This is a genomic window from Prosthecobacter sp., from assembly GCF_044222565.1.
Lineage (GTDB): Bacteria > Verrucomicrobiota > Verrucomicrobiia > Verrucomicrobiales > Verrucomicrobiaceae > Prosthecobacter.
In genome coordinates this window covers 28,597-42,842 of the sequence record NZ_JBGANA010000025.1, presented here as the reverse complement: position 1 = coordinate 42,842, position 14,246 = coordinate 28,597, and the positions used below count along the sequence as shown (strand labels likewise).

Sequence of the window (14,246 nt, the reverse complement as noted above, 5' to 3'; positions counted from 1 at the left end):
TCGAGCTGAGGCGAAGGAAAAGAGAGCGGCTTCACTGCGGCGGCGGCTGCACAAAGCGGAAGGCAAAGGGCGGCGTGTACAGCTTGGCTGCGGAGGCTGCCGCATCAGAGCCATTGCCGGCGATGGATAACTCCAGGTAGGCTGAGCCCGTGACGGCCTTGCCGCTCTCGATGGTCACGATCACCGTGGCGGCATCATCACCTCGCGGCTCCAGTTTGGCCGTCCCCTTCAGCTCGCCATCGCCATGCACCACTCCGGTGGCGACCAGTCCAGTCAGCCGCTCTCCCTGCAGCACCAGGCGGAAGCTCCCGCTTACGCCATCTCCCGTGGTCTTGTCGAGAGCCACCACTGTCTCCTGTCCTTCTGGCCACGCCTTCACCGAGGGGAATGCCGGCCGCTGCAGGCTGAAATGCAGCGCCGGGCTGAAGACCGCCTTCTGCAGTGCGGGGCCAGTGGCGCCGAAGGTGCCCTGCACGATCAGGTTCCCCTCGCTGACACCCCGCTGCAGCGCCAGCCGCGTGGAGATGTACGCGGAAGTCTCGTTGATCGGGTGCACCACCACGTCCGCCATTTCCCCCTGCAGCCCGGGACCGTAGATCTTCCCGGCAGGCACCAGCCTGTCCAGGTGGTCTCCCGTCATCAGCGCGCGCAGCTCCACCTGGCCATCAGCGCCCGGGGCGCCGAGCACCACCTCTGGCGTGGCCCAGGCCGTAATTCCGGCAGGCTTCTCCGCACCCACCACAAACTCCAGCGAATTGGTCTGCGCCACCACGGGCGTCACCAGCGGGTCCGTGCTCGCATTCGCCGCCGTCGCCGCCTTCCCGCGGTAAGGCAGCCGGAACTGCATCTTCCCGCCATGCACGGTGGTGTTGTCCAGCCGCACGTCCACCGCGATGGCGTCCCGTCCCAGCAGACGCGCGGCGTGGTACAGTTTGTCCGTGGTGCTGGTGTTCACGCTCACGTGGGAGTTCCCGGTGACCTCGATCTTGTCAGGATCGATCAGGTGCAGGTTGGGCCCGCGCAGCAGCACGCGCGTCACGGTGCTGGCGGCCGGCACCAGCTCGGGAAAGCGCAGCAGGGCAGGCTCAAAGGTCACCTCACCTCCGGCCACGCGCGCTTTCGGGTCAAACAGCTCGGAGTCCAGACCAGCGCCAGACCCCATAAGCCACCGCGCAGGCAGGGGCAGCACGAAATTCGAACCATACAGGCTCTTCACCAGCCCGTCGGCCTCCCGCTTCATGACTTCCAGCGTCTCATCGTACGACTGCTGGAAAGAATCATTCTTCGAGGGCAGCTTCCCCCGCCGCCGCAGGTCGTGGATCCACGCGAGTTCCTGCATCAGCACATCGCGCACACGCCCGTTTTTCAGCTGCTCATCATACGCCTCCGTGGGCAGGCGCTGGGCGCGCATAAAGGTAAACCAGCCGTGGTGGGTGCGGGACCAGTGGGTGGAGTAGGCGGTGGTCACCTGCGGCTCCTCCACATCCAGCCGGAGATTTCCGTCATCGTCCGGCTTCATCACTAGGTGGGGTTTCGCATCCGCCTTGCTCATGCCCAGGATCAGCAGCACCGGGAAGGTTTGCCGGTCCAGGGTTTGCGCCGCCTTGTTGCCCTTGGCATCGTCATCATCCAGCCCGCGCAGCCGCGTGCCGATCTCAAAGCCAAAGTGGTCGCCCGTGGAGAAGCTGTTGGCCGTGGCCAGCGTCGAGCGTGTGGCCACATCCTTCCGCCTCTGCTGCGACCAGGAGGAAAAGAAATTCCCCGCGCCAGCCACGCCCGCCTGAGCCAGGGAGGCCGCCAGGAACAAGGCCACCTCATCCTGCCGGGCGATGCTGGAGGCCAGGTCCAGGTTCTGCGCGTCCACCATGGGGGACACCGCATGCACAAAGACCGTCCCCGCTTTCGCACCGGGCTTGGAGAGGTAGGAACTGCATTGCGCGTCTTCATAGGGCTCGCCGCCGTCCTCCTCCCACTGGTCGAAAAACTGGCGCTGCGCCTCAGTCATTACCTCACGGTGGTCCTTGGCCAGCCGCGCCCGCAGTTCGATCGGCAGGTCCGGGCTGCGCAGCAGCTCCCTCACCGCCTCCGCTGCCGCCGGCTTGTAGCTCGCCGTGACCTGCGCATTGATCACCCCCTTGAAATCCTGCTTCGTGCGCCAGCCCGGTGCCACGCTGATGGAGCTCACCGCAAACAGGATGCGGCGGTCGTCAAAAACGGCCGCTGCCTCCGGGTGGCCCAGAAAGCTGAGAATGTTTTTCACCGCCGAGGCCGAGGCCGCCGCATTGATCCGCGCCATGGGGGAAAAACTGCCGGATTTCTTGTCATTGTCAGTTGGTGCCAGAGTGGACGGCATGCTCCCGCTGCTGGCACCTATTGTACCGAGGCCCGTCGTGGCCTGCGCGCTCATCTCCGTAGGTGACTTGAGGGCGGGCGCTGAGACCGCCGTTGCGGGGCCTGGCACATTGCCCGGCACGTCAATCGGAGCCGTGGCCTGTTTGTTCAGCTCTCCAGCTGCGCTGTCCGCCACCTTTTTCGCATCGCTCACGGCCTGGGCAGTCGCCTGTTTTTTGGTGTTGGCCTTGTCCAAATTCCCTGTGGCGATCTCGGCCGCCTTCGCCGCGTCGAGTTTTTCCAGCTGTGCATCCATCACCGCCTGTGAGGACGCCCCGTTTTGACTCAGCAGGGTCACCTTGTCTGACGCCGCCTTCACCTGCGCCTTCGCTTTCGTCTGCTCCGCCACCGCATCACTGGCCGCCTGCGCCGCCAGCGCATCTGCCGCACGGGCCGCGTCATAGTCCGCGCGTGCCTGGGTGTCCGCGGTTTGCGCCTGCTGCAGCAGCACCTGGCTCTGCGTGACCGCCCGTCCTGCGTTGGCGCGGAAAATGTCCGTCTTGGCCTGCTCCACCACCTGAGCCACGGCATCCGCATTCACTGCGGCCTGGGCCTGCACCCGCGTAACCGTCTGCTGCATGAAGAGACTGCTGCCGTTGGCCTCGCCATAGTCCCCGTAGAGAGTGCCGAAGTTGATCTTTTCGTCCCCCACCAGCTTGAACGGAGTGTACGCTTCATCCTCTGCCGGCGCAAACAGGTACGGGGCCAGGGCCATGGTTCCCCATTCATCCAGCTCTTTCTTCACGATGTCGATCTGCCGTGAGAAGTACAGGAGCCGGTCGCTCTGCTGCTTGGGAGTGGGAACAAACTCTTGCTCCACCGCAACCTTGGTCGTCCGTTCGTTGAAAGGCTTCGCCTGCGGCACCCGCCACAACGGCTCCCCCCCCGGAGCCTGACCGGCCATCAACAACATCATCAACCACCACCACCTGCCCACGGGATAAAGAGTTCTGCTTTTCATGCTCGCGAATGGATATCTTTTACTTTAAGCACTTTGTTGAAACGAAGACAATCATAACCTCGGGGTTAAGAAATTCGAAATAACCACTTAATCTACAAAACTAAAGATTATCAAAAATAAAAGCGTCGCTTAAGTTCCAAATGCCGCGCAGCAGGGTGCCCAAAAAAGGCGTGAGATAATCGATGCAAAACTGAGACCGCCGGGAGATCGGAGCCCAAATCGACAGCCGAATCTCGTCGCGGCTGAAGCGGACGGGATCGGATTGGAGGAGGTCCACACGCGGTTGCACGATTCACTTGGCGAATGGTAAGAGTTTCTGGCAGCAGGGGAGGCGTGGCAGTGAAACCGGGCTCCCTTGCAGCTTAGCTGAAGCGGACCCGTGTCAGCTGGCTGGACGAAAAGGCAAGAGAGCGGAAATGTGGCTGCCCGAGAAGAGCCGTCCGTGCTGCAGCCGCTGCAAAGACAGTGATAGGCGCAGCAGACAGTGCCCCCTATCATTTCGATGCCCGCTCGCTCATCTTCAGGAGATTCGAGGCATCTACCGAGATGGGTTTGAACTCCCTGGAAAGCCTCTGTGCCTCCTCAATTTGCTGAGGCAACATTTCTCGCCCAGCTATCTTTCGAAGTTGTTGGGCATCATGCTGGCCTTGAGCCGCCGGCAGATGCTTCGACTTTTCATCGGAACGTTCCGTCCATGGTCCAATCACACTCGAACCATCTTTTGGGGTGCCCGGTAGGCTCGAGGAGCCTTGCGACGACCCTGCCATTCAAAATCCTCGGAGCATTCGGGACTTGTTTTTATCTTCATGAGGCCCGCCTCCATTCTTCCAGCTTCACATGGCTCAGGATTATTGATCCTGCCGGTGGCATGTCAGCTTGACTTGGGGGGCTCCGCCGCGTGAAATGAATGGTCCGCATCAGCCAAATCTCTATCTCCCTTCATGCCATCCCCTCAAAAAACCTTCGCCCCTGGAATGCGTGTACTGTGCCGGGATGCCGAGTGGATGGTGACACAGGTGAAGGCGGCGGACGGGAACAATGCTGAATTTGCGGTCTCTTGCACAGGGGCCGATGACCTCGTGCGAGGTCATGAGGCGGTATTTCTTACGCAATTGGACGAAATCGTACCTGTGGACCCCCGCGAAACAGCGCTGGAGCCGGATCAGTCCCCCGGATTTGAGAAGGCCAAGCTCTTCCTGGAGGCCCAGCTCCGCCAGATGCCCTTTACAGACATGACTCCGAGCCTGGAGGGCATGGGGGCTTTCAAGCCCATGGGCTACCAGGTGGAGGCCGTGGAAAAAGCACTCCGCCAGATGCGCCCGCGCCTGCTCCTGGCCGATGCGGTGGGTCTGGGAAAGACCATCGAGATCGGCATGATCCTCACCGAGCTGATCGCGCGTGGGCGCGGCAATCGCATCCTGGTGCTGACCAAGAAGTCCATGCTCAGCCAGTTCCAGTCGGAGTTGTGGAACCGCTTTGCCATTCCGCTGGTTCGTCTTGATTCCGCGGGCATTGCCAAACTCCGTCTGAAGATCCCGGCTTCGAAGAACCCGTTTGAAGTTTTCCAGCGCGTCATCATGAGCATCGACACCCTGAAGGATGTCGGCCGCTACCGGCCCTTTCTGGAAAAGACGCGCTGGGACATGGTCATCATCGATGAAGCGCACAACGTCGCCGGCGCTTCCTCTGCGGAGCGTGTCCTCAGCTACCGCTTGGCCAAGCTCATGTCCCGCTCCACAGACAGCATGCTGCTCGCCACGGCCACTCCGCACAATGGCAATCGCGAGACCTTCGCGCGCCTGATCTCCCTGCTCGATCCCTCGGCCATCCCCGATCCGAAGCTGCGCGAGTACGATGCGCGGGACATCGCGCCGTTTTTCATGATGCGGTTCAAGGAGGACGTCCGGCAGGAGGCCGGAGACAATTTCTCGGAGCGTGTGGTCATCCCGCTGGCCAGCACCACCACGGACGCCACCGCCGCGGAGGAGTCCGTGTATGCGGATCTGGCAAAGCTTCGCGCCCTGGTGCAGGAGCACGGCACCAAGGACAGGCTCATCGAGTACGGTCTCTACAAACGCTTCCTCTCCAGCCCGGAGGCCTTCACCTCCACGATTACCAAGGTGCGTGACCGCGTGGCGGAAGAAGATGCCGCATCACCCCTCCTGCCGCTGCTGGGCCATCTGGCCGCCTCCTCGGCAAAGCTCGGCATTGCAGAATCCTCCCGCTACCAGCTGTTGAAGCGCCACCTTCAGGAGCTGGGCTGGGACGGCTCCGCGCAGAGTCCCCGGCTGCTGCTTTTCACCGAGAGCACCGTCACGCAGAAGGCCCTCGCCGAGGCGCTGGCCAGGGATTTTAAGCTGAAGTACTCCGGCAAGTTTGAAGAGCAGGCGGAGCAGGTGCTGGCCACCATTCACGGCGGTTTCCCAGATGTGTCCCTCTCCGCCACCATCGAGTCCTTCGGCACGGGCACCAGCCGCATGCGCATGCTGCTGGCCACGGACGTCGCCTCTGAAGGGGTCAATCTTCACCACGAGTGCCATCACATCATTCACTATGATCTGCCATGGTCTATTATCACGCTCATCCAGCGCAATGGGCGCATCGACCGCTTCGGCCAGCGGCGCGAGCCTCAACTCCGCTACCTGCTGGTAAAAACGCAGGCCGGACTGCTGCAGGGAGACACCGAGCTCTTTGACCGCCTCATCAAAAAGGTGGAGGAGATCAATCGCTCCACCCGCACCGGAGAGAGCATCCTGCGGCTCTACGACGCCGAGGCTGAGGAGGAATACCTGGCACGGAAGGGCCTGATCGCCGGCGATGCCGAGGTGCTCCAGCGCACGGAGGCTGCGCGGTGGAATGAAGAAGCGCAAGGCCTGGAGGCGCTGCTGCTGGAGGCGCAAAAAATGGCGCACGCACTTCAGGCGGAGCTGGCCGCGGCTCCCCCTCCGGCCACCCCGGCGGCCGCCTCCTCCAGCCGTCTGCGCCTGTATGCGGACCGTGATTTCCTCGCCAAAGGCTACGACTACCTCCGCACCACGCCGCAGGGGCAGCAGCTTCGCTATCAGCCGCTGGAGGTCACGCCGGAGCAGGTGGTGCTCACCGCCCCGCAGGATCTCGCCCGCCGCCTCGGCGCGCGGGATGCGCGGGGCGATGTCATCCTCGGGGCCAATGCCATTCCCGAAGAGGCCTGGCCCGAGCACGGGCAGTTCCGCCTCACGCACAAGCCCGGTCGTGTCCAGCAGGCCATTCAGGCGGCTTTTCAGACCTCCGGTTTTTGGTCGGCCGAGCTGCTCCACAGCGAGAATCATCCCGTCATGCGCTGGCTGGTGGAGCGCATGGTCATGCAGATCCCGCGCGGCAGCGCGCCCATCATTTCCTCCCCGCATCTGGCCGCCGGGGAGAAATGCTTCTGCTTCATCGGCCAGGTCAGTTCACGAGCGGGCATTCCGCTCATCGCGGATGCTCATGCCATCTCCTTCCTGCCCGGCGGCAAGTATCGCCATCGTCCCCTGCGGGAGGCGCTGGAGGAGGCGCGCTTTTTAAATCTCACCAACACCGGCCGCGCCTCCACCTTCAATGCCAATGCCATGCGCGGCTTCGTCACCGCTGCCGTGGAGTCCAGCCTCGCCCACATGAAGATGCTGCGGGACCAGCGGCAGCGGGACATCCTCCCGCAGCTCGAGGCTGAGGAGCAGCGCCTGCGCTCCTGGTATGAAAAACGCAAAGCCCTGCAGTTGGAGCTGTTCCACGGCCTGGCGGGCGGCTCTGTTCAGGAGCAGAAGGCACGGCGGGAGATTGAGGAAATGGACCGCTACATCCGCGACCGCAACCACAACTGGCGGGACGCCCACTACATCCCCTCCTCAGATCCGGTCACTCGCCTCGTCCTCGTCATTGAAAGCACGAAATAGACTCCCGCATGCCTCTCGACTCCTGCATTCAAAACATCGGCGAATATTACTCCAGCCATTACCTGGACACCGGCATGGACGCCGATGTGCGCGAGATCCGCTCCGGCTGGCGGGAGCTCGGCTCCAGCGCCCCCTCACGCCGCCTCCAGGCCGTGGGGGAGCTTTACTTCAAAGCCAAGGCCCAGGCACTGGACTACACGCAACAGCCGCAGCAGCGCTTTCATGCCACGCCAGATCTCGCCGCGTTGCATGCCCGCATTTTGGAGGCCCTGGGTTACAGCGTTGATCCGCTCAATTTTTCCGTGGAGGGCGGGCACAGCCGTGTCCCGGCCCTGCTCAAACTGAACCGCTATGAGAAGCCCTGGCTCGTCGTGTGCGAGACCTGCTTCGCCCTGCCAGAGAGCGCCCTGCCAGACGGCACACCGGGAGACGAGCCGCTGGAGTTCTCTCCTTTGGAAAAGCAGCTCCTCCCCGAGCCCGACACCACGGGCACGCTGCGCCTCTGCGCTGGAAACTGGGAAAAGGCCGTCTCCCGCATCTTTCAGGAGGAGGAGGCCCCGCGCTGGGTCATGCTGCTCGGCGGCAGCCAGATCCTCCTGATCGACCGCCAGACCTTTGCCCAGGGCCGCTACCTGCGCTTTGATCTCGACGACGCCTTTGGCCGGCGGGAAAACGCCAGCTTCGAGGCGCTCGCGCTGTTTCTCTCCGCCGCCACCCTCTGCCCGGATGGCGAGAGCGACTCCGTGCTGCATGACCGCCTCGAAGAAAAGAGCCACAAGCTCGCCCATGGCGTTTCTGAAAAGCTCCAGGGCGCCGTGCGCGAGGCCATCGAGCTGCTGGCCAATGAGTGGATTCATCTGCGTCGCGAGGGAAATCTCTCCTACACCGCTATGCGCCCGCAGGAGTCTCCCACCGGGCAGACGATGGAGGTTACCGCCGATGCTCTGCGGCGCGAGGCGCTCACGTATGTCTATCGCCTGCTCTTCCTCTTTTACGCCGAGGCCCGCGGCTCGGAGCTGGGCATCCTCCCCGTCACGGACGACTACTACCGCCTCGGCTATTCCTTGGAGGCTCTGCGCGATCTGGAGCTGGTCGAGCTCACTCCCACAACCGAGACCGGCACCTACTTCCACCAGCATCTGCACCGCCTCTTCCGCCTCGTGCATGAGGGGTTCAATGTGGATGAATCTGCCGCCGCCACCGCGTCCGGGCACGAGCAGGTGTCGCTGGACTTCAGCGCCGCCAGCGCCATCAGCAGGGCCTTCACCATCCGCCCGCTCACGGCCACGCTCTTTGCGCCGGACACCACGCCCTTGTTCCGCCGCGTCAGCTTCCGCAACAAATGCCTGCAGGAGGTCATCCGCCGTCTTTCGCTGGGGCAGAATCCCGATGGCCGCTCCGTCGGCCGGGTCAATTACGCCGAGCTGGGCATCAACCAGCTCGGGGCCGTGTATGAGGGCCTGCTGGCCTACTCCGGTCTGTACGTGACCGACCGCGAAGGCGTCATCCAGGTCAAGCCTGCGGGCAAGGACATCGCCGATCCCTCCACCCCGAGCTGGTTTGTGCCGCGCTCACGGCTGGAGGAGTTTCAGCGCAGCGAGGTCGTCACGCTGCCCGGCACCAGCCAGCCGCGCATCTGGCCGCAGGGCAGCTTCATCCTGCACCTCAATGGCATCGACCGTGAAAACTCCGCCTCCCATTACACGCCCGAGCCGTTGGCCCAGTGCCTCGTGCGCGAGGCCCTGCGCGAGCTGCTGAAGGACTACACCCCGGCAGACGCAGACCGCATCCTCACCCTCAGCATCTGCGAGATGGCCATGGGTTCCGGCGCTTATCTGGTGGAAACCGCGCGGCAGATGGCGGAGCGCTACCTGGAGCTGAAAAAGCAACAGACCGGCCTCAGCATCGATCCCATCCGCTATCAGGAGGAGCTGCGGCGCGTCATGCACTACATCGCCACGCGCAATATCTACGGCGTGGACCTCAATGCCACTGCCGTGGAGCTGGGCAGCCTCTCCCTCTGGCTCGGCACCATCCACCGCCTGCCGGACGTGGGGCAGGACCACGATGGAGATCCCACCACCAGCACGCAGAGCGCCGTGCCGTGGTTTGGGCTGCGCCTCAGGGCAGGGAACTCCCTCATCGGCGCGCGCCGCGCCGTGTACACCCGCCGCCAGTTGGAGGATGGCAGGCACCGCGGCAAAGACGCCGTGCCGCCCCGTGTGCTCAAGCCCGGGGAGCCGCGCAAGCCCTCGGAAATCTACCACTTCCTGGTATTTGATGCCGAGATGGTCCCCGTCGCCGGAGACCGGCTCATGAAGAGCTTCTGGCCCGCCGAGTGCGATCTCGCCAAAGAGTGGCACCGGAAGCACGTCGCCGCCCGCTGGACTCCGGAGCAGCTCGATCTCTCCGTGCGTCTCTGCGAGCGCATGGACCACCACTGGGAGGCCTACGCCCGCCGCCGCTCCGCCGCCCTGGCCGCCACCGCCGTCCCCGCCTCCGTCTGGCCCAATGATCCCTCTCAAATCGAAAATCAGAAATCAGAAATCAGAAATCCCCTCGCCGTTGCCACCGGCCAGCTCGATCTCGATGACGCCCCGCTGCTGCGCGGCATGGGCGCCTCCAGCGCGCCCCGGCTCACCGACCGCGAGCGTGTGAAGGCAGAGCTGGAGTCCACCTCCGGCGCCTTCCAGCGGCTCCGGCTCGTCATGGACGCCTGGTGCGCCCTCTGGTTCTGGCCCCTCGAGCACGCCGCCGCCCTCCCAGACCGCGATGCCTGGCTGGCCGCCCTGCGCATTTTGATCGACGCCGAAAACCTCGGCAAAGAAGAAGCCGCCTTCATGGAGCTGCGCTCCGGCCTGAACGTCAGCGAACTCCTCGCCGCCTCCGTCAGCCGCGAGCTGGACATTGAAAACGTCAGCGCCGTCCTCCCCTGGGTGCGCACCGCCCGCCAGGTCGCGGAGAAGCAGAACTTCATGCACTGGGAGCTCACCTTTCCCGAAATCCTCGGCTCCGCCAATACCGCCCGCGGCTTCGACTTCATCGCCGGAAATCCTCCGTGGATCAAAGTCGGCTGGAACGACGCCCTCGTGCTGGAAGAACTCGAACCCAAACTCGGCGTCAAGGAAGCCAAGAGCGCCGAGTTCACCCGCGAACGCCCCCGCATCCTTGAACGCGGCGACGCCGAAAAGCAGCGCTACTGCCAGGAACTCGAGACCAGCGTTGGTGCCTCCACCTTCCTCTGTGCACCCAGCCAGTACCCTGAGCTGGCCGGCATTCAAACCAACCTGTACAAAAACTTCATCGCCCGCATCTGGCAGGTGCTAGGGAAGGAAGGCATGTGTGGCCTGCTGCATCCCGAAGGCGTCTTTGATGATCCGAAGGGAGGTGCGTTCCGGAAAGAATATTACCAGCGGATGCGGGGGCATTATCAGTTCGAGAATCAACTAGTGCTCTTTGTGGGAACAAACGACCACGGAAAACTACGATTCGGAATCAATGTATTCACTGGGAAGACTGGAGCTCCCAATTTCATCACCGCAGCAAATCTTTATACTCCAAAGACTGTTGAAGCCTGCAATCAGCATACTCGCGAGAGCGATCCAATCCCGGGCATAAAGACTGAAGAGAGTTCATGGGATTTGCGTGGCCATTGCCATCGGCTAATTCAAATCACAATTGACGAACTTGCAGTGTTTTCGGCATTATTTGAAGAATTGGGTGCGGACCCTTTAGAGTCGCGTTTGCCACAAGTGCATAGCCGCCAGATTCTTGAAGTGCTTCGGAGATTCACACATGCTCCACAACGCCTTGCTAGCATCAGACAGGAATATTTCCCGACTGTGATGTATGACGAAGGGAATGCACAGCGTGCAGGTGTTATTACCAGGCAAGAATCTCCTGCTTTTCAGCCAACGTCTGCGGAAGAGTGGATTTTCAGCGGACCCCACTATTTCAATGGCACTCCACTAAACAAAACGGCACGTTCTATTTGCACTGCGAATGGGCACTACGATTCAATCGATCTTACAGCTATCACTGAAGATTATTTGCCGCGCGCCGTTTTCCGAGCCGGAGACATTCATGGGAAGTTGACGGCTTATCATGACTCCATCATCGAATGGCCCGCTCCCTCTCTCCCGGGTTTCTGGAACATATCCAAAGACGAGGAGGCTGCGTGGAAAAGCTTGCTGAATGGTGAGAACCTTCGCTTTTATCAAGCAGATACAACTAAAGCTGGGGCTTCCCGTGCTCGCCGCTTCGCTCATTTTAACAAAGCGAAAGGTAATATTCCTGAAGCCATTGCTTGGCTCAAGCGGCATCCCGGTGAAGCATTGCATGAAAAATTCCGTGATGTAAAGCTCGGCCAAACACCTGAGGGCGAGGTGAAGGCTCGGGTTCAAGCAGGACATCTGCCCGTGCCCATCACCGCACGACCTCGTTACGCGAATAGAAGGCGAGGTCAGCCAGTTAACGAACGAACTCTCGTTGCTACAATCATCCCGCCAGGTCCGGCTCATATTGACGCAACGTTCAGTGTGACATTTCTCACCTCCGACCGTGTGCTGGCTTTTGCAGCCAGTTCGAGTTCTGTTCCCTTCGACTTTTTGATACGAACAACAGGAAAAGGCGACGCACGTCACGATGTCATCGGCCAGCTCCCTCTCCTCACCGGCCCCTTCATGGACGCCGCTGCCGCGCGCATGCTGCGCCTCTCCTGCCTCACCCGCGCTTATGCCGATCTCTGGTCCGAGTACGCCACCGCGCATCGCGACCTGCTCCACGTCCAGCGCTGGACCACCAACGACGCGCGCCTCACCAACGACACCGAGCTTCCCTGGCCCGGGCTTCCCACCGGCTGGCTCTGGCACTGCCCCCTGCGCACCGACTTCGCCCGGCGGCAGGCGCTCCTCGAGATCGATGTCCTCGTCGCCATGGCCCTGGGGCTGACGCTGGACGAGCTGCTCACCATTTACCGCGTGCAGTTCCCCGTCATGCGTGGTTACGAGCTGGTGGACGAATACGACGCCCAGGGCCGCCGCCTGCCCAACACCGCCCGCAAAGACCCCGGCGCCACCGAGCTGCGCACCCGCCGCCGCGAAACCACCAACTCCGACACCGGCCAGCCCACCGCCCCCCTCTCCGCCACCTGGGAGATCGACAACGGCCTCTCCCAAGTCACCAAAACCTTCCATCCTCCCTTCACCCGCGTGGACCGCGAAAGCGACTACCGCCAGGCCTGGGAGGTGTTTGCCAAAACCATTCCCACTTCATCATGAGTACCCCCCAAGCCACAGAACATCTCAGCACGCTGTTTGATGCTGAAACAACCTATTCCGTCCCTCCCTACCAGCGAGCCTACTCGTGGGAGGAAAAGCATCGGGAGCAGTTTTTGGCTGACCTGCAGGAGCACCCTCCAGGCAAGCCCTACTACCTGGGACATTTCCTTTTCGAGAGGAAATCCGAACACGAGCTCTTCGTCATCGACGGACAGCAGCGGCTCAGCACCGTGGTGCTGATGATGGGCGTGATCTGCCGCATTCTCAAAGAACGTGGTGCCGTGGCCGAGGCCGGCGAGATCCATCAGCGCTTTCTGGAGCGCGGCGGCGCTGTGCGCTTTGTCACCGTGCGTGATGACACCGACATCTTTGTGGATCTGATGCTGAGGGGACACTCCAGCGTGCCGGCCGCATCCCGCTCTCAAAAGCGCATCCATGAAGCCTGCCAGATGCTGCATCAGCGCCTGCAGAAAACCGAAACCGCCGTTCTTCTGGGCTTTGTAGCCGTGCTCGGCGGAGCCCACATCACGCGAATGGTGGTGGCGAGCAAAGTGCAGGCCACGCAAATTTTCACCCTGCAAAACAGCCGTGGAAAGGACCTGACCGAACTCGAGAAGCTGAAGGCCTGGCTGATGTACCAGGTCTATCTGCACAGTCCCGAACAAACGGAGAACGCCGCGATCGCCACAGTGGAGCGCCAGTTTGAAAAAATCTACACCACGACGGAGCGCCTGCGCCACTCCGACGAAAACCAGGTGCTCCGCCACCACGACCGCGCGTATTCACCGCAGTGGGGAAGTCCCATGGAGAATCTCAAAGAAGAGGTGGGTGCGCTGAATGAGTCCGAAAAGATCGTCAGCCATATCACCAGCTACTGCAAGGATCTGGCGGCCACCTTTGCCCACGTGGAGGAACTGGAAAAGCTGCTGAGCCATCATGAAACCGTGGCGGACCTTGTCATCCTGAGCGGCCCGGACTCGTGGCCTCTGCTGATCAAGCTCTACGCAGCCCATGGCGCGCAGATGCTGCACGACCCCGTCCTGAAAGAGGTGCTGAAAAACGCGGAGATCACCCTGCTGAAGTTTGAGTTTTTGCACGGCCGTTCAGCCAACGATCTGATCGGCATTGCGAAGAAGCTGGGGAAGGGAGGACACACGGTGGAGTGGCTCTCTGGAGAGCTCAAGCGCACGGTCCGCAATGGCTTCCGAACTGGGCCTGGCTTCAGCCAGCCTTTCGTCGGCTACCTCAACAGCGACTACCACTACCATCAGGTGATGCGCTACATCCTGTGGAAGTATGAAAATGACATCCGTCACCCCAAGGATGACCGCATAAGTCCCGAGGACTACCTGAGTGAGATCGCAGGGAAACACATGGAGTCCACCATCGAGCACATTGCGCCCCAGAATCCCCAGGGAGATCCCCACACGGAGGAGTTTGCCATCAAGCATCTCAACAACCTTGGAAACTTCCTCTTCATGCCAAGAGGACTGAACTCCTCTCAAGGCAACAAGCCTCCGGAGGAAAAGGCGGCTGCCCTGGCCGAAGTCAGCTACAAGTCCCATCGGGACGTGGCGGAACGAATTCGCACAGCTTGCACGGAGGAAGGCTGCCAGCAAGCATGGTGCGGCCACAAGATCGCGGCGCGTAAAAAGGAAATCATCGAGTTCGCCCTGAACCGATGGGAGGCCAACTGACAACCAG

The 14,246-nt window shown here is 61.9% G+C and carries 4 protein-coding genes; 3 read left to right on the top strand and 1 reads right to left on the bottom strand.

All coding sequences use genetic code 11. The annotated features are described in order from the left end of the window. Positions 1 to 31 precede the first annotated feature (31 nt). A complete protein-coding gene (locus ACILSR_RS26975) occupies positions 32 to 3,352 on the bottom strand; it encodes a hypothetical protein (RefSeq protein ID WP_395752925.1) in 3,321 nt (1,106 codons plus the stop codon). A gap of 941 nt (positions 3,353 to 4,293) precedes the next feature. Here ACILSR_RS26975 and ACILSR_RS26970 point away from each other — a divergent pair. The 3 genes from ACILSR_RS26970 to ACILSR_RS26960 are packed head-to-tail and all read left to right on the top strand — an operon-like array spanning position 4,294 to position 14,239. After that, on the top strand, positions 4,294 to 7,263 hold the full coding sequence (locus ACILSR_RS26970; protein ID WP_395752924.1) for a DEAD/DEAH box helicase: 2,970 nt from the start codon (positions 4,294 to 4,296) through the stop codon (positions 7,261 to 7,263). Positions 7,264 to 7,271: 8 nt separating this feature from the next. Further along, positions 7,272 to 12,542, top strand: a complete 5,271-nt coding sequence (locus tag ACILSR_RS26965; protein ID WP_395752923.1) for a hypothetical protein — start codon at positions 7,272 to 7,274, stop codon at positions 12,540 to 12,542. After that, positions 12,539 to 14,239, top strand: coding sequence for a DUF262 domain-containing protein (locus ACILSR_RS26960; RefSeq protein ID WP_395752922.1), 1,701 nt, complete (start codon positions 12,539 to 12,541; stop codon positions 14,237 to 14,239). The genes ACILSR_RS26965 and ACILSR_RS26960 overlap by 4 nt, the downstream gene beginning before the upstream one ends. Positions 14,240 to 14,246 lie beyond the last annotated feature (7 nt).

Bases quoted from the DNA above. Each gene is read 5' to 3' on its own strand.
- ACILSR_RS26960 (WP_395752922.1), top strand. From the start codon at position 12,539: ATGAGTACCCCCCAAGCCACAGAACATCTCAGCACGCTGTTTGATGCT.
- ACILSR_RS26965 (WP_395752923.1), top strand. From the start codon at position 7,272: ATGCCTCTCGACTCCTGCATTCAAAACATCGGCGAATATTACTCCAGC.
- ACILSR_RS26975 (WP_395752925.1), bottom strand. From the start codon at position 3,352: ATGAAAAGCAGAACTCTTTATCCCGTGGGCAGGTGGTGGTGGTTGATG.
- ACILSR_RS26970 (WP_395752924.1), top strand. From the start codon at position 4,294: ATGCCATCCCCTCAAAAAACCTTCGCCCCTGGAATGCGTGTACTGTGC.